Annotated in this window: 17 protein-coding genes and 3 tRNA genes; 16 read left to right on the top strand and 4 right to left on the bottom strand. The window is 37.0% G+C overall.

What is annotated here, in order from left to right; genetic code table 11:
* Positions 1-132 precede the first annotated feature (132 nt).
* Positions 133-1,314: a C1 family peptidase gene (locus tag E0Y80_RS05330; RefSeq protein WP_156306403.1), complete on the top strand. Its 1,182-nt coding sequence runs from the start codon at positions 133-135 to the stop codon at positions 1,312-1,314.
* A gap of 104 nt (positions 1,315-1,418) precedes the next feature.
* The gene (locus E0Y80_RS05335; RefSeq protein WP_231595934.1) at positions 1,419-2,657 is read left to right on the top strand and encodes a thioredoxin family protein; all 1,239 of its coding nucleotides are present in this window, start codon (positions 1,419-1,421) and stop codon (positions 2,655-2,657) included.
* Between the two features lie 64 nt (positions 2,658-2,721).
* Here E0Y80_RS05335 and E0Y80_RS05340 read toward each other — a convergent pair whose 3' ends face one another.
* Positions 2,722-4,863 carry a prolyl oligopeptidase family serine peptidase gene (locus tag E0Y80_RS05340; RefSeq protein ID WP_156306406.1) on the bottom strand — a complete coding sequence of 714 codons (2,142 nt, stop codon included), beginning with the start codon at positions 4,861-4,863 and terminating at the stop codon, positions 2,722-2,724.
* Positions 4,864-5,147: 284 nt separating this feature from the next.
* Here E0Y80_RS05340 and E0Y80_RS05345 point away from each other — a divergent pair, with 284 nt between their 5' ends.
* From E0Y80_RS05345 to E0Y80_RS05360, 4 genes are read left to right on the top strand one after another with little or no spacing between them, the layout of a single operon-like run.
* Positions 5,148-8,282, top strand: a complete 3,135-nt coding sequence (locus E0Y80_RS05345) for a SusC/RagA family TonB-linked outer membrane protein (RefSeq protein ID WP_156306408.1) — start codon at positions 5,148-5,150, stop codon at positions 8,280-8,282.
* Between the two features lie 10 nt (positions 8,283-8,292).
* The gene (locus tag E0Y80_RS05350) at positions 8,293-9,906 is read left to right on the top strand and encodes a RagB/SusD family nutrient uptake outer membrane protein (protein WP_156306409.1); all 1,614 of its coding nucleotides are present in this window, start codon (positions 8,293-8,295) and stop codon (positions 9,904-9,906) included.
* A gap of 28 nt (positions 9,907-9,934) precedes the next feature.
* On the top strand, positions 9,935-10,615 hold the full coding sequence (locus E0Y80_RS05355) for a hypothetical protein (RefSeq protein ID WP_156306411.1): 681 nt from the start codon (positions 9,935-9,937) through the stop codon (positions 10,613-10,615).
* A gap of 19 nt (positions 10,616-10,634) precedes the next feature.
* Positions 10,635-11,624: a DUF5007 domain-containing protein gene (locus tag E0Y80_RS05360; protein ID WP_156306412.1), complete on the top strand. Its 990-nt coding sequence runs from the start codon at positions 10,635-10,637 to the stop codon at positions 11,622-11,624.
* Positions 11,625-11,682: 58 nt separating this feature from the next.
* Here the strand turns inward: E0Y80_RS05360 and E0Y80_RS05365 are convergent, their stop codons facing one another.
* Positions 11,683-13,056, bottom strand: a complete 1,374-nt coding sequence (locus tag E0Y80_RS05365) for a DUF6055 domain-containing protein (protein WP_156306414.1) — start codon at positions 13,054-13,056, stop codon at positions 11,683-11,685.
* A gap of 133 nt (positions 13,057-13,189) precedes the next feature.
* Here E0Y80_RS05365 and E0Y80_RS05370 point away from each other — a divergent pair, with 133 nt between their 5' ends.
* The 7 genes from E0Y80_RS05370 (at position 13,190) to E0Y80_RS05400 (ending at position 16,453) form a co-directional block, all read left to right on the top strand.
* Complete coding sequence (locus tag E0Y80_RS05370) at positions 13,190-13,948, top strand: UDP-2,3-diacylglucosamine diphosphatase (RefSeq protein ID WP_156306416.1); 759 nt, start codon at positions 13,190-13,192, stop codon at positions 13,946-13,948.
* Entirely contained in the window at positions 13,927-14,490 is a 564-nt protein-coding gene (locus E0Y80_RS05375; protein WP_156306418.1) for a Crp/Fnr family transcriptional regulator, read from the top strand. Before E0Y80_RS05370 ends, E0Y80_RS05375 begins: the two co-directional genes overlap by 22 nt.
* 65 nt (positions 14,491-14,555) lie before the next feature.
* Positions 14,556-14,885, top strand: coding sequence for a DMT family transporter (locus E0Y80_RS05380; protein ID WP_156306420.1), 330 nt, complete (start codon positions 14,556-14,558; stop codon positions 14,883-14,885).
* Between the two features lie 87 nt (positions 14,886-14,972).
* Positions 14,973-16,046: a peptide chain release factor 1 gene (gene prfA / locus E0Y80_RS05385; RefSeq protein ID WP_156306422.1), complete on the top strand. Its 1,074-nt coding sequence runs from the start codon at positions 14,973-14,975 to the stop codon at positions 16,044-16,046.
* Positions 16,047-16,118: 72 nt separating this feature from the next.
* Positions 16,119-16,192: transfer RNA gene (locus E0Y80_RS05390), tRNA-Asp, on the top strand.
* A 56-nt stretch (positions 16,193-16,248) separates the two neighbouring features.
* Positions 16,249-16,322: transfer RNA gene (locus E0Y80_RS05395), tRNA-Asp, on the top strand.
* A 54-nt stretch (positions 16,323-16,376) separates the two neighbouring features.
* A tRNA-Asp gene (locus E0Y80_RS05400) sits at positions 16,377-16,453 on the top strand.
* A 60-nt stretch (positions 16,454-16,513) separates the two neighbouring features.
* Here the strand turns inward: E0Y80_RS05400 and E0Y80_RS05405 are convergent.
* On the bottom strand, positions 16,514-16,741 hold the full coding sequence (locus tag E0Y80_RS05405; RefSeq protein WP_156306424.1) for a (4Fe-4S)-binding protein: 228 nt from the start codon (positions 16,739-16,741) through the stop codon (positions 16,514-16,516).
* A gap of 183 nt (positions 16,742-16,924) precedes the next feature.
* Here E0Y80_RS05405 and E0Y80_RS05410 point away from each other — a divergent pair, with 183 nt between their 5' ends.
* The 3 genes from E0Y80_RS05410 to E0Y80_RS05420 all read left to right on the top strand — a co-directional run bounded on the left by E0Y80_RS05410 (position 16,925) and on the right by E0Y80_RS05420 (position 19,144).
* Entirely contained in the window at positions 16,925-17,284 is a 360-nt protein-coding gene (locus E0Y80_RS05410) for a DUF4870 domain-containing protein (RefSeq protein ID WP_156306426.1), read from the top strand.
* 190 nt (positions 17,285-17,474) lie between these two features.
* Positions 17,475-18,065, top strand: a complete 591-nt coding sequence (locus E0Y80_RS05415) for an RNA polymerase sigma factor (RefSeq protein ID WP_156306427.1) — start codon at positions 17,475-17,477, stop codon at positions 18,063-18,065.
* A 5-nt stretch (positions 18,066-18,070) separates the two neighbouring features.
* Positions 18,071-19,144: a S1C family serine protease gene (locus E0Y80_RS05420; RefSeq protein ID WP_231595936.1), complete on the top strand. Its 1,074-nt coding sequence runs from the start codon at positions 18,071-18,073 to the stop codon at positions 19,142-19,144.
* 391 nt (positions 19,145-19,535) lie between these two features.
* Here the strand turns inward: E0Y80_RS05420 and E0Y80_RS05425 are convergent, their stop codons facing one another.
* Positions 19,536-20,171: a peroxiredoxin gene (locus E0Y80_RS05425; protein ID WP_156306431.1), complete on the bottom strand. Its 636-nt coding sequence runs from the start codon at positions 20,169-20,171 to the stop codon at positions 19,536-19,538.
* Positions 20,172-20,202 lie beyond the last annotated feature (31 nt).

Raw genomic sequence — 20,202 nt, forward strand, 5'->3', positions numbered from 1 at the left:
AGCAGAGGCCTCGAAAAGGCCTCTTTTTTTTGCATATTCACAACAATTGTGCTAATATTTTTACATAATGTCCCCATGTAGGGGATAATAAATTAATAAATTCGTGCACAATAAAATAAATTAACAAATCATATGAATTGGAGTAAATCTATTCTAATTGCAGCGGCATTTTTTGCGGCTACACAAGTTCAAGCACAAGACAATCTTATAAATTCCTTAAAAGGAAATGCGAGTGACAACAGCAAAGAGGGGTTTAAATTTACGGAAGTTATCAATTTGGGTAAGACTTCGATCAAAGATCAAGGCTCATCGGGAACCTGTTGGTCATATTCGGGGAATTCGTTTTTAGAATCAGAAATGATCAGAATGGGTAAAGCTCCAGTAGAGATATCACAAATTTATACGGCAAGAAATACCTATGTTGAGAAGGCGAAGAATTTTGTTCGTCTCCATGGCAAGCAAGCGCAGGGAGATGGAGGACAACTTCACGACGTATTAACCATCTTCAGAAAATATGGAGCAGTTCCATACGAGGTTTATACAGGATTACCAGAAGGACAAACGAGAAATAATTTCAGTGAGATGAGTCCGATATTGCAATCCATTACTGAAAGTGTTGCAGACAGCAAGAAACCTACAAAGAATTGGTTAAAAGCCTTTACTGGTGCTATGGATTCATATTTAGGAGAGGTTCCAGTATCCTTCCAATACAAAGGGAAGACCTACACTCCAAGGACATTTGCTGATCAGGTAATTGGGATCAATCCTGATGACTATGTTGGGATCTCATCATTTGAAGAACATGCCTACTACAAACCCTTCGTTTTATTGATTCCGGACAACTGGTCATTTGAGAGTTTTTATAATGTAAAGATCAATGATCTTACGGACATTATTGATCATGCTTTAGAAAAAGGATTCACAGTAGCATGGGCCACTGACGTATCGGAGAAAAGTTTCAGCTGGAAAAATGGGGTAGCTTTTGTACCTGAAAAACCTATTGAAAAAATGAGCAAGGAGGAGGCAGATCAGTTATTCAATGGTCCGAAGCCAGAGGCAAAAATTACAGCAGATGAAAGACAAGAAGCCTTTGACAATTATGAGACTACAGATGACCACGGCATGCACATTGTTGGGATTGTAAAAGACCAAACAGGCAAGGAATATTATATTGTTAAGAATTCTTGGGGTGTATCAAATGATTACCAAGGTTATATGTATGCCACAAAGGAATTTGTTCGTTATAAAACAATCTCTTTAATGCTACATAAAAAAGCACTTGAGAAAAATATGCAGAAGCAACTAGGAATTTAATTTTAGTTAAATACATGAAAAGTCCCGATTAAAAAAATCGGGACTTTTTCATTTAAATAATTAACTTAGTAATAACAGAAACGTAAAGTAAATAAACACTGATTATGAAAAAGTTAATTTTATTATTATTCACGATTCCTTTCTTAGCATTTTCGCAAGAAAAGGGTATATCCTTTGAGCATGGTACGACCTGGGCAAAGGTTAAGGAAAAAGCTAAAAAAGAGAATAAGCATATTTTCGTTGACGCATTTACTACCTGGTGTGGACCATGTAAATGGATGGCGGCCAATGTATTTCCTCAAGAGAAGGTAGGAACCTTCTTTAATGAGAATTTTGTGAATTTAAAGATTCAGATGGATGAGACAGCTTCTGACAACGACGATGTTAAATCATGGCGAGAAGAGGCAAAACGCTTCGCAAAGGATTATAAAGTAGCGGCCTACCCTACCTTTTTGATTTTTAATCCAGATGGAGAATTAGTACATCGCATTGTTGGTGGAGGTGAAGCAGACCAATTTATTGCTTTAGCAAAAGAGGGATTGGATCCGAACACTCAATATGAAACATTGGTGAATAAATTCAACGCAAATCCTGGCGATAAGGCTATTGCGAAGGCAACCGCTGCGGCAGCAGTAAAAGCATACGATCGCGACCTTACCGCAAAAGCTGTTGAGGCCTTAATTAACAATTCTACAGCAGATGAGTTGATGGCAGAAGATATGCTTGGATTAATCACGAAGAATATTGGGAAACCAGGTTCAAAGGCATTCAATACGGTATTAGACAATAAGGCAAAAGTTGATGCTAAATTGGGATCAGGAAAAGCCGATCAAATATTAGCTGCAGCAATCATCAATAATGAGATTGCGCCTGTTGTTATGAAATCTGAAGGAGACGTTTTGGATCAGACTATTGCAGAAGTTAGCAAGAAATATCCGAATGTTGATATGACAAGCACAGTTGCTAGTTTCAAGCCTAATTATTATGCAAGAAAGAAAAATTGGCCGGCATTTAGGGATGCAGTACAGGCCTATATTAATATTGATCCATCTAAGGTAAATGCAAGTCAGTTAAATTCGTTTGCATGGGCAATTTTTGAGAATTGCGATGACCCATCTTGTGTAGAGTCTGCATTAGCATGGAGCAAACAATCATTGGAACAACAGAATGATCCAGCATTAATGGACACTTATGCAAACTTGCTGCATAAATTTGGAAAGACCAAGGAAGCAATCGAATGGCAAGAAAAAGCAATCGCAAGTGTTGATGAATCAAGCAAAGCTGAATATCAAGCTACATTGGAAAAGATGAAAAAAGGTGAACCTACTTGGGTTAAAGAATAAGAAGTCCAGGTTAGAATTTAAATAAAAAATAGGTTCGGAGTTTTCCGAACCTATTTTTATTATATTATTCTTTATAGCCTTGCTTCATATTTTGGAACATGAAAGACCATTTATCAGTTTGTTCAGCAATGACCATTGCTGTTGATTTACCGGCGCCATGACCAGCTTTTGTATCAATGCGGATTAATACGGGATTTGTACCTTTATTATATTCCTGTAAACGAGCAGCAAATTTGAAAGAATGTGCCGGAACCACACGGTCATCATGGTCAGCAGTTGACACCATAGTAGCCGGATAGTCCGTTCCTGGCTTTAATGCATGGTAAGGCGAGTACTTTAATAAGTAATTAAACATCTCGGCGCTGTCATCAGCAGTACCGTAGTCAAATGCCCATCCTGCACCGGCCGTAAATTTATGATAGCGTAACATATCCAATACCCCTACGGCCGGAAATGCCACTTTATACAATTCTGGTCTTTGGGTCATGCATGCTCCAACTAATAAACCTCCATTTGAACCTCCTGAAATAGCTAATTTTTCTGAAGAAGTATATTTTTCTGAAATCAGATATTCAGCAGCGGCGATAAAGTCATCAAATACATTTTGTTTTTTCAATTTAGTCCCAGCAAGGTGCCAGTTTTCACCATATTCGCCACCACCGCGTAGATTTGCAACAGCATAAACACCTCCCTGCTCCAATAAGATTACATTACTTACACTAAAAGAAGGCGTTAAAGAAATATTGAAACCCCCATAACCGTATAACATCGTTGGATTGGTTCCGTCTAATTTTATACCTTTTTTATAGGTTATAATCATTGGGACCTTAGTTCCATCTTTGGATGTATAAAATACCTGCTTAGATTCATATTTAGTTGGGTCAAACTGTACCTCCGGTTTTTTATACACTTCAGATTTTCCAGAGGCTATATCATATTTATAAATCGTTCCAGGATTCACATAGTTGGTAAATGCATAATACAATTCTTTATCATCTTTTTTTGCCCCAAATCCACCTGCAGAACCAACACCTGGCAATTCAATTTCGTGCTCGAACTTACCATTTCGATCATATTGCTTCACTAAGGAAGTAGCATCCTTTAAATAGTTAGCAAAGATCTTTCCGCCACCTAAAGAAGGGCTCAATACCTGTTCAGTTTCTGCAATTAGATTTTTCCAGTTATCTGGCGTTGGTTTATCAATATTTGTCTCCACGACACGACCATTTGGAGCATTTAATTCGGTAAAAATTAATAGTCTATCGCCATCGTTATCCAAGATGTAGTGATTTTTTTCCATATTATCTACCACAGTCACAAAAGGAGATTCAGGTTTAGAAAGATCTTTAATATATAGTTCATTACCTGAAGTCGAGTTAGAAGCCGTTACGACCAAAAATCTTTCATCTTCGGTCAATCCTGCACCTACATACCTTCTAGGCATTTGAGGACCACCAAATATTAATTCATCGGTGTTTTGGGGTGTATTTAGTTTATGGAAGAATAATTTGTGCTGATCCGTCATGGCAGACAAAGCAGAACCTTCTTTCGGTTTATCATAAGAGCTATAATAAATTCCATCGTTTCCTCGCCAAGACATTCCGCTGAACTTCACATTTTGAAGCGTATCCCCTACGATAGATTTATCCTCAGCATTTAGAATGATCACTTTCGTCCAATCAGAACCGCCCTCGGATATTTGGTAGGCAACTAAGGAACCGTCTTTACTAAAAGAAACGCCAGCCAATGAAGTTGTACCGTCACTGGAAAGTTTGTTAGGATCTAAGAATACTTCATCTTTTCCATCGACAGTTTTCTTACGGTAAAGTACGCTTTGATTCTGCAACCCATCATTTTTATAGAAATAAATATATTTTCCTTCTTTAAAAGGAGCTGATACTTTTTCGTAATTCCAAAGATGCTCTAATCTTTTTCGGATGTTTTCTCTAAAAGGTATTTGAGAAAGATAGTCTTCAGTAACCTCATTTTCAGCTTTTACCCAATTTTTAGTTTCTTGAGAGAGGTCATCTTCTAACCATCTGTAAGGATCTTCAACGTCAGTTCCGAAGAAATTGTCTTTTTGATTGATTTTTTGAGATTGGGGATAAGTTTTCACACGAATATCGGATTTAGATTCAATTACTTTTTCCTGTTGGCATGCGGTTAAGCTCAATGTGAGCACAGCAAGGCTTACATATTTCATCATATTATATTACAATTAGTCTATGACAAAACTAAAGAAATAATTTGCTCTAAAAAACCTAATAAGCAGTTAAAAATAATTTACAATTACATTATTTCCCTCTATTTATAATTGATTATTTACATAATAATCAAAGATTATCAAAAACAGCAATTTTGATGTTAATTTTTGGTTCATCTTGGTTAAAATCCTGCCATCTACATATTATTCCTGAAGTTAAATTTGGATAATTATTAGCACTAAAAAAACCAAAATTTCAAAAACTAGTTACACCTAAATTAACCAACATGAAGACAATCATCATGCTATTGGTTTCTGTGGTGGTTTCAATTCAAGTATTTGGCCAACAGTTACGGGGAAAAGTTGTGGATCAAGACAACAAACCGATCGTTGGTGCATCTATCAGGAATTTGAGTACCAGTATCGCCACCCAAACCAACCAACAGGGGGAATTTACCATCAATGGTGAACTCCAACAGAGGATAGAAGCCTCCTCGATCGGATACGAGCGTAAACAAGTGGTCGTAACCCAGCCTAATATTACCATTATTCTGGTAGAGACTTCCAGCACCTTAGAAGAAGCTGTAGTAATTGGTTACCAAACGGTTACCCGGAAGAAGGCTACTGCAGCAATTTCCAGCATTTCGGGGAAAGATCTAGAGAATTTGCCAGCTGCGAGTTTCGACATGTTGCTTCAGGGTCGTCTAGCTGGGGTAAATGTTCAGAATTTCACGGGGGCACCAGGGGCATCCCCTACACTATCCGTCCGCGGTTCATCAGCGGTTAGTACCCAATATTCTGGAGATGATTATTACAATGTGATAAGTAGTCCATTGTATGTAATCGATGGAGTACCGCAACCAACGGAGCAATTCGTAGGACCAAACACTGGAACAGGAACAAATTATTTAGCGGGATTAAATCCAAACGACATTGAATCGATAGATGTTCTTCGGGATGCATCAGCAGCAGCGATTTACGGCTCTCGAGCTGCCAACGGTGTTGTCATGATTACGACTAAGAAAGGCCGTAGCGGCGAGCCAAGAGTGATGATAACGGGATATTCAGGCTTAACACAAAGACCAGAACTTAGAGAAGTTACCTTAGGCACTTTAGAACGCAGGCAGAAGTATGAGGTTTTAAAACGTCAACTCAGCATGAATGATTTTCGTTATTTACCTAAATTATTAACTGACTCCTTAAATCCGGCATTTAATGGCAATACGGATTGGCAAGATTTATTTTATCAGCAGGGAAAGGTAAACAATGGCAATCTATCCTTATCTGGAGGAGGCAATTCAACCACTTACCGCTTCAGTGGAGATTACTTTAATGAGCAGGGTATCATCAAGGCGACAGGCTTTCAGCGATATTCTGGGCGATTAAACCTATCTACAAAAGCAGTTGGGGACCGATTAACCATTAATCCAATCGTTGCCTATTCATACAATGCTAGAAATCGTGGAAATGGAGATAACGTTAGTCCAATAGCCTTAAGTTCAGGAGGGATGCCGAGCTCGCTCATCAATCTATCTCCGAAAATGGAAGAGTTCCTATTGGGTCAATATGATTCCAATTTGGATATAAACAAGAATACCAACTTGAATACGAATTTAAATTTAAGTTTTGTCATTCTACCGGGATTAACATTCACCTCTCAATCTGCTTACATTGTCAATGATGCAAAAAGGGATTATAATAGACCAAGCCAGTTAAATGGCGGAGCAGGAAACTATTCTTATTCTACCACCTATGGCGATTCTCAATTAAGGATTTCAAACATCCTGAGCTATAACAAACAATTTGGCAAGCATAGCTTAAATGCACTAATCGGTCAAGAGGCGGAAAAAAACAAGATAGAATTAGTATCTGCTTCGGGAAGTTTAGGAGTATCAGATCAAATACAGGTTGTTAATGGCTTTTTACAGAATAATATTGGAGCCTATTCCGATTTACAGAAGTATTCTTTATTATCCTATTTGAGTCGAGTATCGTATGATTATGACAGTAAATATTTGTTTTCGGGAGCGATTCGTGCAGACGGTTCCTCAAGATTCGGGGAGAACAATAAATGGGGATATTTCCCCTCTGCATCCGTAGGATGGATCTTGACTGAAGAAAACTTTCTAAAAGATCATGAGTGGTTAACCTTGCTTAAAATCAGGGGTAGTTATGGTCTGACTGGTGCACTTCCACAAAGCAACTATCTTCAGTACAACTTATATAATGTTAACTCAGGAGGATTTGCTGGCAGTTCAGGTTCATCATCTTATAATGGTCAGGTTGTTATTATGCCAAATTTCGTGAGCGGAGTAGCTCAGAAAAACCTTAGCTGGCAGAAAAATAGACAGTGGAACTTGGGGATGGATATCGAACTATTACGCGGTCGTTTTTCCATGATGATCGATATGTTCAATAAAGAGAGCTATGATGGGCTTTTTGATGTTGAATTGCCGTTGACTACAGGATATGATTTTGCAAAGACAAACTCTGTCGGCATCCGTAATGCTGGAGTTGACATACAATTTGCAGCCGATGTTTTGCCAAGAGAGTCAGCTATTAAATGGCGTTCCAACTTTAACATTTCCTATATAAAAAACCGGATCATGAATTTACCGAACGGAGACAGAGATTTAATCCTTGGTGGTGATCGATTCGACAAATCACATATTTTATCTGTAGGTAGTCCTATCAATGCTTTTTATCTGTACAAAACATTAGGCGTCTTCAGTACGATGGATGATATTCCGGTCAATCCGAATACAGGGGATCGATATGGGAACTCAAATGGACTATTTAATCCAGGAGATTTTTATTTTCAAGATTTAGATGGGGACTATTACATTGACATTTTCAACAGTGGAATTAACCCAGATAAACTTCCAATGGGTGATCCAAACTTTAAATGGGTCGGTGGCTGGAACAACGTTTTGTCTTACAAGAATTTCTCATTGACCTTCCAGTTCAATTATGGATTTGACCGCGATGTATTGAATCTATTTGAATCCGATCAATTTTCAAACTCAACATCTGGGGATGCAGCCAGTAACTTTGTATACTATTCAACTCCAAACCTAGATAAATTGAATATGTGGAGACAACCGGGTGATGTGGCAGAATATGCAAAATATGATTTAGGAACATATAGATATTATTATACATCTGCGCAGTCCTTCTTTTTAGAAAGCGGATCATACATTCGTTGGAAGAACTTTATCGTATCCTACAATCTACCATCAGACCTTTTGAAATCATGGAAAATTTCTAATCTGCGGGTATTTGGAATCATGGACAATGTCTTGATGTGGCAGAAATCGAAGAAATTACCAGATGCTGAAGCTGTTAATCCATATGGAGAATATAATGGTGCGGGCTATCCGATTCCACGTAAATATACCATTGGTCTAGAATTAACCTTATAACGCAATCAACATGAAAAGAATAATCAAAAGGATAGTAATGTGCAATGTTGCAATTGCTTTATTACTAAGTTCTTCGTGTAAGGATTTCCTAACCGAAGAACCTGTTAACTCAACTTATTCCGAGGCATTTTGGAAAAGTTCTCGAGATTTAAGCAGTGCTTTAGCAGGCAATTATGCTTTAATACGAGATGTTTTAAACTCAGGAAACTGGAATCCCAGCCCGCGCTACTATATGTACGGTGATGCTGTTGCCAGGCACTATTTCACGATGCAATACACTGGAGATGGTCTTGAAGGCATTCAAAATGGGGACTACACTTTTCAATATAATATTGAGAACTTCGGCGATTGGCGAAAGTTTTATAAAGCCATTTCGATGAGCAATATTATTTTAAATAGGGTTCCCAAGGTAGATGTTTCATTATTAAGTGATGTTGCAAACCCTGAGAAATTTAAAAATGAAATTTTGGGTGAAGCCTATTTTCTAAGAGCATTTGCCTACTTCAACATGGTCCGTGTATGGGGTGATGTTCCATTAGTGACTGTTGAATATGAAGATCCGATTTCAGAAGAAGAACTTCCTCGGAGTCCAAAGGCAGAAGTTATGAAACAGATTGAAGCTGATTGTCAGCAAGCAATCTCCTTATTAGATTGGAATTACACGAGCCAGAATGATGCAAAAGTGACTGCAAATAAGGGCTCGGCACAGGCATTACTTGCACATTTATATTTGTGGAGAGCAACTACAACGAATGTAACAGTTGACCAGCCAATCATGGCAGATATTGACAAGGCAGAGACAGCTATTAATTCCATTATTTCAAGTGGCATGTACAGCCTAACAGATACTTCAAACTATTATTCGACATTTGAAGGAAAGTCAAGAGAAGGAATTTTTGAGATTGCGATCAATGATGAACTAAGAGAGGGTACGAACATGCATATTGCCAATATGTTTTTGAGAACATCTCATATTGCCTATTATGGGACAAACTCAAGATGTTATGTCAATGCAGATTACCTATCGAATCATTTTTACAAGACAGTCTTAAAATGGGACTGGTATTGGAATTCCACAATAGGAGAATGGGAATGGAGAGAGGGAGAGTCAAGAGGCATAGATGACCAAGATGTACGCTATCGGAAAAACTTTACTGATCTGGAAACAGATAGACCAACCTGTATTAAGTATAGCGACGTAAGCTATAGAAATGCTGCACAAAAGCAAGATGCATATATCAGTAATAACATTATTGTATTCCGTCTTTCAGACATGATGTTATTGAAAGCTGAAATTGCATTATATAGGGGTCAAACTAAAACAGCGATAGATGTTATCAATTCATTCAGAAAAAGAAATGGTGCAGATATTTCCGCTCAATTGCCACAAACATTGACAAATGATGAAGCATTTTATGAGTATGCCTTAGAACGGGGAAAAGAGATGTATTTAGAAGGACACTTGATGTTTGATTTGATTCGTACTCGTCAATACAAAAATTTTGTAGGATGGTTATCAGAATCTCGCTTTAAGCAAGAGGGATTTTATTGGCCAGTGAATCCTGCTTTATTCAAAAATAACAGCAAGTTAACTCAAACCAGTTATTGGAGAGGAAAAATTTAAGAGCAGATTAACTTAAGAAATTAAAATCATGAAAAATACAATATACATCCTCCTGCTATTAATTCTTGCGAGCTCCTGTAAAAAGGTAGATTACAAAAATGATGGTGGAGTAAGTGATCCCCATGTGAATAAAACTACCTATGATTTTTTAAAGGAACATGGCAGTTTTGACTCCTTAGTAAGGGTAATAGATCACGCAGGTATCAAGGACATTATTAATTCAAAAATAACTTTATTTGTTACGAGCGACTATGGCATCAGGGAATATGTAAGTGCGAAAAAGCAGGAGAAGATCGTTGAAGTCGGGGATGAAAACATTTCATTCTCAATTACCGATATTCCAAAAAAAGAACTTCGAGATTCCATGATGATTTATGTTTATGACGGGCTCATAAATAGAGAGAATTTATCAACAGAGAACAAATTCTTCACATCCAAATTTGGAGCAATTCCTAATGTGAGGTTTAATATTAAACTAAGAAGAACAAGGGATTTTGGCAATTATGTAGAATATGTGGATTACTTAAACTTCACGAAGGTGAATAAGACTGTTGATGCGGATGAGCCGGACTACAATGCAATCCCTGAAGCAGATTTGGACCGATCATTTGATTGCCAGACCTCTGGAATCATTACGACTACGGGAATAGTTCATGTTCTAGACAACAACCATCGACTAATGTTTAATCGTGGCAAAATGGCCCAATAACCTTTAAAATAAAATCGTTATGAAAAATAAAATCAATTCTATCGTAATAGGTTTGGGTCTTTTGACAATAGTTGTTGGATGTTCCAAAATTGAGAATGGATTTCAAAGTGACAATATTAGATACAAGTCGAATGTTATTATTGCGAAACGTGGGATGTCCTTAACGATGTCCGACCGTATCAATGCAGATGGGTCTACCCCGCCCTATAAATTTGAGATGCAGAATCTCCGAGATGCAGAAACAGGAGGTCCAGCCCCGAAAGAATTTACCACGGATTATGAAATTTTGGTTTTCAAACAGGGCATGGTTTTCAATGCGGAGACTGACACTACTGTTGCCCTTTTAGACCAAAAGCGTGAACTTGTTAAAAAACCTCCAATGGAATTCAATCCGGTTAGCGGTCAATTAATATTTAATCGGGCATCTGCAAATTTACCATTGGGCAAATATGCATTTGACGTGAATTTCACAAATTCTCGGGGCTCAAAATTGTTTGAGAATTTAGCGAGCATTGAAATTGTTGATCCTACGATTGAGGACATGTTTGAGGTTACCTATCAAGCAGCAACAGGCTCGAGTGCATCGGAAGTATTTACCACTACAACGGCTCCTCAAGTTAACTGTAAGAAGATTTCCAATGAAGGGGCACGTGTCATTCTAAAGATAATAGATAAAACGGGTAAGCCATTCAATCCAAAAGCAGGTGAAATTGTAAAGCGTGGTGATCGGCCTATGTTTGAATCTCATGTTAAATTCAACCCTGTTATTACAACAGATACGGCTATGATCTGTGATTTTGAGGTCGCGCCTTTTCCATTAGCAAAATTAATCGATAAGGCAGGAACAGACTGGGGCTATTTAAACTATTACCGTATACCCATGCGTTTTGCATCAGTTGATGGATTACCAAATAATAATGTGAATCCAGTATTTGGATTTAGGGTAAAAATGGAAGGAACCTATATCGTTGAGGTTCGACTTCCGAGTGTAACAAGAGTTGTTAGATAATATAGTTAATAATAAAGCGGTTTGGACAGCAAGGAAATATGAGTACTTGTTGTTCAAACTATTTTTGGGCAACAGGAACCAAGACTGCACCTTTTAATTTTATTTCATACGGCCATTGTTCATCAGTTTCATCTTTTCCATCAATTAGATGCGGTAAATGATCCTTTGGTGCGCCCATAACCAATAACCATAGGTGTTCTGTATCCTTTGGAACCTTGAATGAAATACTTCCTTTTTCCTTATTATTCATAGGTCCATATATTCTTTTACCTGATTTCGATACAGCCACAAAGCCATAATGCCAGCCAGCATTTTCAGGGTTTATTATATTGAATTCATTGCTTAAATCTATTCTTCCAGTAAAATTCAGTTTTACTTTTGACTGGGTTGGTTTTAGCTCAATAGCATTAAAACCATAATTCTGAGGGCTATTATTTTTTTGGATTCTATAATATCCATTCTTTAAGGTATCAAGTTTTGTATAATTTAAATTGGCATATTTGGCAGAAACCTTCTCAATTCTTGAAAAATCCCAGGTTATCATTTTCTGATAAGCTTCAAACATTTCTTTGTTGAAACTTTCCTGCGAGAGGTGATTCAGTCGCTTATAGGTCATTACAGGATCTTCACCCATCAAGCTTTCACGCCACATTTTACCAATAAAATCAATTCCATGTAGGGAAGACCAATATTCGAGGACAAAAGGTGCATGATACATATTTGTTTCATGCATAAATGCAAAATGAGTTTTATTCAAAAAGGCCTTAAGATGATAGTTTTCAAATTCAATCCAATTTGGATATGCCTGCCACAACATGTACTGCGAGGTCATTTCAAAGATTGAATTCCCTCGACTTCCTGGTACTGGTTTCGAATAAGCCCAATTACCGTCGCATTTAGCAAGATATTGAAAGCAATGTCCCATTTCGTGAGCAATGGCACCATATGGTTGTTTACTTATTCGAATTGCTGGAGTCCATATCACACCTATTTTCTCCTCAGCCCCACCTCCATAAGCTGTTCCATCTTCTTCAGAAAAGACATAAATCAGCAACTTATATTTATCCGTTAAGGATTTTCCTTTTTCTACGAACTTCAAGTCATTTACATAGAATTGGTATATCCTTTCGCATTCTGCTAGGATTTCTTTTGGATTGAATCTTTTGGAAACATCAGTATATTGAGAGGGATCTTTTCCATATTCCTTTGCCCAAAAAATCACGATATTATCAGATTCTAACTTTCTATCATTGCTATATTCACTATCTGAATTATTATAATCATTATTTTTAGGAACTTTCCATATTTCAGTAGGCAACAGTACTTCTTTTAGTGCTAAAGAATTTGAATCCTGAGCAAAGCTTGGAGAAGCATGCAATGCCAATCCTAAGAGCAGGGCTGAAAATAATTGGGTTGATCTTCTTTTCATCATTCGATTTTAAGGAAGTAAAATTTAGCGATAATTATTTGGTCGTTAGGCGCAGATTTTATCCAATTGCATTCGATAATTAACAAATGAGCCGGCATCTTGATTTTCCGTAATTATAATGGTAGTTTTGATTCGAATGAGCCCAGGCAATAAAATATATTTTGCATCAGATTTCCACTTAGGTTCTTATCCTTCGGATCAATCCAAGGATAGGGAAAAGAATATTATTTCGTGGTTAGATTTTATAAAAAAGGACGCATCAGAATTGTATTTGGTTGGGGATATTTTTGACTTCTGGTTTGAATACAGCACCGTAGTTCCCAAAGGATATATTCGTTTTTTAGGGAAATTAGCTGAATTAGCTGATTTGGGGATTAAAATAACTCTTTTTAAGGGCAACCATGATATGTGGATGTTCGGTTATTTAAAAGAGGAATTGAAGGCTGAAATTATTTCGAACGAGAAGGAAATCACCCTAAATGGTAAAACATTCTATATTCATCACGGCGATGGTTTGGGACCGGGAGATGCCAAGTATAAATTTCTTAAGAAGATATTCAGAAGCCCATTATGTCAATGGTTGTTCGCAAGGTTACACCCGAATTTAGGGATAGGAATAGCACAAAGGTGGTCCAAGCACAGCCGAATCTCCAACAATAGTGAGGAAAAGTTTTTAGGTGAAGAAAATGAATGGCTAATCGTCTATGCAAAGGAGATCTTAGAAAACAGACATTATGATTATTTCATTTTTGGCCACCGCCATTTACCCTATGAAATAGCTTTAAAAAATAATAGCCGGATCGTAAATTTAGGTGAGTGGATAAATTACCATACATTCGCTGTTTGGGATGGTGAAGATTTAAAACTTGAGAAATGGAATTCAAAGATATCGTAGATTCCATTCACCCATTGAATGAGGAACAATTTTCTCTCTTGGAGGGGATTTGTGAGGAGATTGAAGTTCCTAAAAATCAAAATATCATTCATGCTGAAAAAATGAGTCCTTATTTATATTTCCAAAAGGAAGGAATCTGTAGGATTTATTACCATAAGATAGAGCGTGAAATTATCCTAGGATTCACATTTCCTGGCGAGGTTCTCATCTCATTGAATAGTTATATCCACGGAAAACCAGGATACGAAAGCATTCAAACTCTTGAAAAATCAAAGCTTTATCGAATCTCGACGGAAAAGCTTCAGGAGCTTTATAAAAGCCATACCTCTATCAGTAATTGGGGTCGGAGATTGGCTGAGAAAGAGGCATTAAAAATTGAAGAGCGCTTGATGTTACGGCTTTTCAAGTCTTCTTCAGAAAGTTATGAGGAGCTATTGAAGAAAGCTCCGAATATTACAAATCGCATCAAATTAGGTTATATTGCATCTTATCTAGGAATATCCCAAGTTACATTGAGTAGAATTCGGGGAATAAAAAAATAATTTTTTAACATTTGTAAAAGGTTTTTGTTTAAATAAGCAGGAGCTTTGCATTTTTATTTTTCGCAATGAATTGGATATTATTAATAATCGGTGGTTTATTTGAGGTTGCATTTACCTATTGTATTGGTAGGGCCAAAGATGCAGAAGGTACAGAGATGTATTTATGGTATTTAGGTTTTCTGATTAGTGTATCGATAAGTATGGGATTATTGATTAAAGCTACTGCTACACTACCATTAGGAACAGCATATGCTGTTTGGACAGGAATTGGCGCTGTAGGGACGGTTTTAATGGGAATATTCTTCTTTAAAGAACCGGCAGATTTCTGGCGTATCTTCTTTATTCTCACATTAATTGGATCAATTGTAGGATTAAAAGCAGTTTCTTCGCATTAGTATAATTAAAAGCGCTTAAAAATCTTTATTTTTGTCGATTAATTACAGGGATTAGTTTTTAGGATCGCTGTAAACAAGAAGAAATTTATGTTAGAGAAACTACAAGCAATAAAGGAACGCTGGGAAGAGGTTGAAAAAGAACTGAGCAATCCAGATACCATCAACGACATGAAACGATTTGCAAAATTGAACAAGGAATATAAAGACTTGGGCAAGATTGTAGAACAATACCATATTTACAAAAATATGGTTAGTAACATGGAAACCAACAAAGATATCCTTGCCAATGAGAAAGATCAGGAGTTAAGAGAGATGGCGAAGGAGGAAATGGATCTTTTATATACACAGAAGGAAGAGAAGGAGGAGGAGATTCGTTTGATGTTAATTCCGAAGGATCCTGAGGATGCCAAGAATGCCATCCTTGAGATACGTGGGGGTTCTGGTGGAGATGAGGCTGCATTATTTGCGGGCGACTTATACCGTATGTATACCCGTTACTTTGAGACCAAGGGATGGAGGAATGAAGTAATGGATGTTACAGAAGGTACTTCAGGAGGCTACAAGGAGGTAATTTTGAAGGTTATCGGGGATGATGTATATGGTCAATTGAAATATGAATCAGGAGTTCACCGGGTTCAGCGAGTTCCAGATACCGAAACACAAGGGCGGGTTCATACTTCAGCGGCATCTGTTGCGGTATTGCCAGAAGCTGAGGAAGTTGACGTAGAAATAAACCCAGGGGATATCGAGATGCAAACTTCGAGGTCCGGTGGTGCAGGAGGTCAGAACGTGAACAAGGTAGAGACTAAGGTACAATTGACGCATAAGCCATCAGGCATTGTTGTTGTTTGTCAGGTTGAAAGATCTCAATTAGCAAACCGTGAGTTGGCAATGGAGATGTTGCGTAATAAGCTATACGAATTAGAAGTACAGAAGAAGCACGGAGATATTGCGGCAAAACGTAAAACAATGGTTTCAACGGGAGACCGTTCTGCGAAAATCCGCACCTACAATTACCCACAAGGTCGTGTGACAGAGCACCGTATTGGATTGACGATGTACAACCTACCGTCGATTATGGATGGTGATATTCAGGAGATTATAGATGCATTGCAGTTTGCTGAGAATGCAGAAAAGATGAAAGAAGGCGCTGTAGAGTAAGATTTTTCAAAAAATTATTAGCAGATATAGAAATAAACACTATATTTGCACACCTTCTAAAAAGAAGGAAAAGGTCTGGTAGTTCAGCTGGTTAGAATACATGCCTGTCACGCATGGGGTCGCGGGTTCGAGTCCCGTCCAGACCGCAAGAAAAAAGTAGAAGCTTAGCTTCAAGTGTTCTTTTTAATTTTATAAGATTTTAGGTCTGGTAGTTCAGCTGGTTAGAATACATGCCTGTCACGCATGGGGTCGCGGGTTCGAGTCCCGTCCAGACCGCTAAAATTAAAATAGAAGCATCGCTTCAATTTGTTCTTTTTAAGTTTATTTTTTGGTCTGGTAGTTCAGCTGGTTAGAATACATGCCTGTCACGCATGGGGTCGCGGGTTCGAGTCCCGTCCAGACCGCCAAAAAATACGAAAGGTATCATTTTATGATACCTTTTTTCGTTTCTGCTATTTATACAGTTCTTATTTCTGATGTAATTCATATTGCAAGGCCCCCGAAGGACAACGATCGATTTGATCTATCAATTCTTGGGTTGATGCAAACTCAGGCTTAATCCATGGCCTACCCGCTGGATCATAAACCTGAGGCAATGTATTTACGCATACTGCTGAATGTATGCATTTCTTAGGTCTCCATAACACTGTTATCTCACCATTCGGATGATCGTATCGAATTATTTTCTCTTCCATAATATCACATTTATTTAAAGAAACAATTTAACATAAGTTTTTGTTTACTAGCGAGCATATTGAAATTTAAAAATGAAAATAATTACCAAAAGAAAGCATTAATTACTTGAAATGAATGAAAAACTAATAATTGAAATTTGGATTTTTTATTTTATTTTTAATATAAATTCTAACCTTAACATTATGGAAAACCCTCAGTCACCTATTGAAAGCGGCGGAAACAACGTCGTCAATGATGGTAAAAATATTGCCATAATTGCGTATCTCACCATCATTGGTCTTATTATTGCCTTTGTATTGAACAATGAAAAACGGAATGATTATGCGACGTTTCATATTCGTCAATCATTAGGAATATTTTTAACGTTTTTTATTGGCGGAATAATTCGTTATATTCCTTTTATTGGATGGATATTATCTATTGTTATTTTACTTTTGGTTGTTGTCTTATGGATCGTAGGCATTATAAATGCGGCAAATGGAAATAAAAAACCGGTTCCATTACTGGGAGAATATTATAACAATCTATTTGCGGGATTATAATTTATACGAATTAAAATATGTATAAAGACACCCTCCTAATGGATGGTGTCTTTTGTTTTAAAAATATTTCAATAGATTATAAATGGGATTGATATTCCATAAAAAATCTCTTACGTTTGGAGTCGAAATTGTAAATAAGAATTAAATTAAAAATTCTTGGGTTACTATTTGAAAATTAGGGTATTAATAAGTGAGTAAAATAAGACAAATATTACCAAAAACCCGTGAGGATAAGGAATTACTGGATGGTTTGCGACAAGGAGACAACAGCGTAATATCTTATATATACAAAACCTGCTATCCTTCAGTCTCTCATCTCATCACCGGGAACAAAGGCACAGAGGATGAAGCAAAGGACATTTTCCAAGAAGCGGTTATGGTATTATATGACAAGGTTACTCATGAGAACTTTGAATTAAGCAGTAAGTTAAGTACTTTCTTATATGCCGTTTGTAGGAGATTGTGGTTAAAGCAGCTGAATAAGCGACAAAATTCAATGGGCACTTCGGATTCTGAAGGAATGGAGATTGCGGATGTTGAAAGTGATATCCAGATCCATATCGAGAAGGAAAACGAATTTGCAAAAATGGATTCCGCCATGAATCAGCTGGGTGAGCCCTGTCAAACGATTTTGAGGGATTTCTACATCAAGAATAAGTCGATGAACGAAATTTGCGAGAAATTTGGATATACGAATGCAGACAATGCAAAGACTCAGAAATATAAATGTTTACAAAGATTGAAGAAGCTTTTCTTTGATCAAAAATCTGATTATCAATAGTTGACATGAGACAGCATGAATTTTTAGAATTAGCAGACCGCTACCTCACTGGCCAAATGAGTCCCCAAGAAAGGGAGGAGTTCGAATTATTGTGCAATCAAGATGAGCAATTAAATTCTCTATATGTATCCCATGTTGATTTCATTGAGACAATGAGACGTCATGAGGCACGTGCAGAATTCAAAAATCAATTGTCAGAGACAGTAAAAGAACAAGCATCGGAAGCTATCATTATACGTATGTGGAAGAAATTAAAGATCAATGCTGTTGCAGCTGCAGCAGTGGCGGTATTTTCATCTTTAGCTACGTTATATGCCACTGGATACTTCTCTACATTGCGTAGAGCTAACTCAGACTATAGCGCCCTTAAAAGAGAGATTAATAACGTTAAACGCAACGTTAATGCTCACCAGAATGCTATAAAAAACATCAATAAAGAAAATACGACTGCTCAAGCGCCATTGCAATATGGAGCTACGGGATTTATGCTAACAAAAGATGGCTATGTTGTGACGAATTTTCACGTTGTTAGTGGTGCCGACTCCATTCATTTGCAAAATAATAAAGGCAATACTTTTAAAGCTTCTATTATCTATGTGGATTCAGAGAAGGATTTGGCCATATTACATATCTCAGATTCAAGCTTTACAGCTCAATCTGCGAATATTCCCTATACCTTCAAAAGGCAAAACATTGACTTAGGTGAAGGAATTTATACCATTGGATATCCTAGAGATGAAGCCGTATATGGAGAAGGTTATTTAAGTTCTTCTACCGGATATAGCGGTGACACCACAGCTTACCAGATTTCGGTTCCTGTTAACCCAGGGAACAGTGGTGGTCCAGTATTGGATAAGAGTGGTAATATCATTGGTATTATTTCCGGAAAACAAAAGGGATTAGATGGAGCAGCATTTGCGATCAAAACAAAAGCATTGATTGAAACTTTAAACAGAATTCCTGAAGAATCCTTAAAAGGCAATATTGTCCTTAATAATAAAAACAGCCTATCAAATTTACCTCGGACCGAGCAGATTAAAAAGTTACAAGACTATATCTACATGGTTAAGGTTTATTAAAAATAAATTGGACTTTTGTATAAATCGAGCTGAAGCATTAAGTTTCAGCTCTTTTTTTTGTTCAAGAAATTCAACTGCGATTATATCTCTTTGATATTAAATAACTTATTGTGTATATTTAATAAAAACAAAAAGAACATGCGGACCTTTTGGACCTACTTTTTTATTTTTCTTGGCTTAGTTATCTTTATTCAAGCAGTTCAACTCTTAACTTCAAACAGCACTTTTGTATTGGACTTTGGTGTAATCATTAAACAACTATTATTGGTCATCATTATAGCGTTGATCACGTCGTATATTGTTCCCAGGAAAAAGAAAAATCCGTTTAAAGAAAAAGCCAACTAATTTCTCAGCTGGCCTTTATATATTCTATTAAATGATTTCTGAAGAATTATTTATTAGGTTGGGGTGTTGTTCTTAAATAAGGCTTAATTTCCTTAAATCCTTTAGGGAATTTTGCAGGAATATCCTCAGTTTTGATAGCTGGCACAACGATAACATCTTCCCCATCTTTCCAATCTGCCGGAGTAGCAACCTGATATTGATCAGTTAATTGCAATGAATCAATTACACGCAGGATCTCATTAAAATTTCTTCCCGTTGATGCTGGATAAGTCAATGACAATTTAACTTTTTTATCCGGACCGATAACAAATACGGAACGTACTGTAGCTGTTGCAGAAGCATTCGGATGAATCATATCATATAATTCAGCAACATGCCTGTCTTCATCTGCAATGATTGGAAAATTGACTTCTGTATTTTGCGTTTCGTTGATATCTTTTACCCAATTATTATGGTCTTCCACTGAATCTACACTTAATGCTAACACCTTAACATTACGCTTATCAAACTCAGATTTCAGCTGGGCTGTACGGCCTAATTCAGTTGTACAAACTGGTGTGTAATCTGAGGGGTGTGAATATAATACCGCCCATTTACCATTTATATAATCGTAGAAATCAATCTCTCCTACTGTTGTATTTGCTTTAAAGTTTGGTGCTTCATCACCTAATCTTAAACTCATATCTCAATTGTTTATAATGAACTAATTTAAT

The sequence above is a fragment of the Sphingobacterium endophyticum genome (genome assembly GCF_009733535.1).
GTDB classification, from domain to species: domain Bacteria; phylum Bacteroidota; class Bacteroidia; order Sphingobacteriales; family Sphingobacteriaceae; genus Sphingobacterium; species Sphingobacterium endophyticum.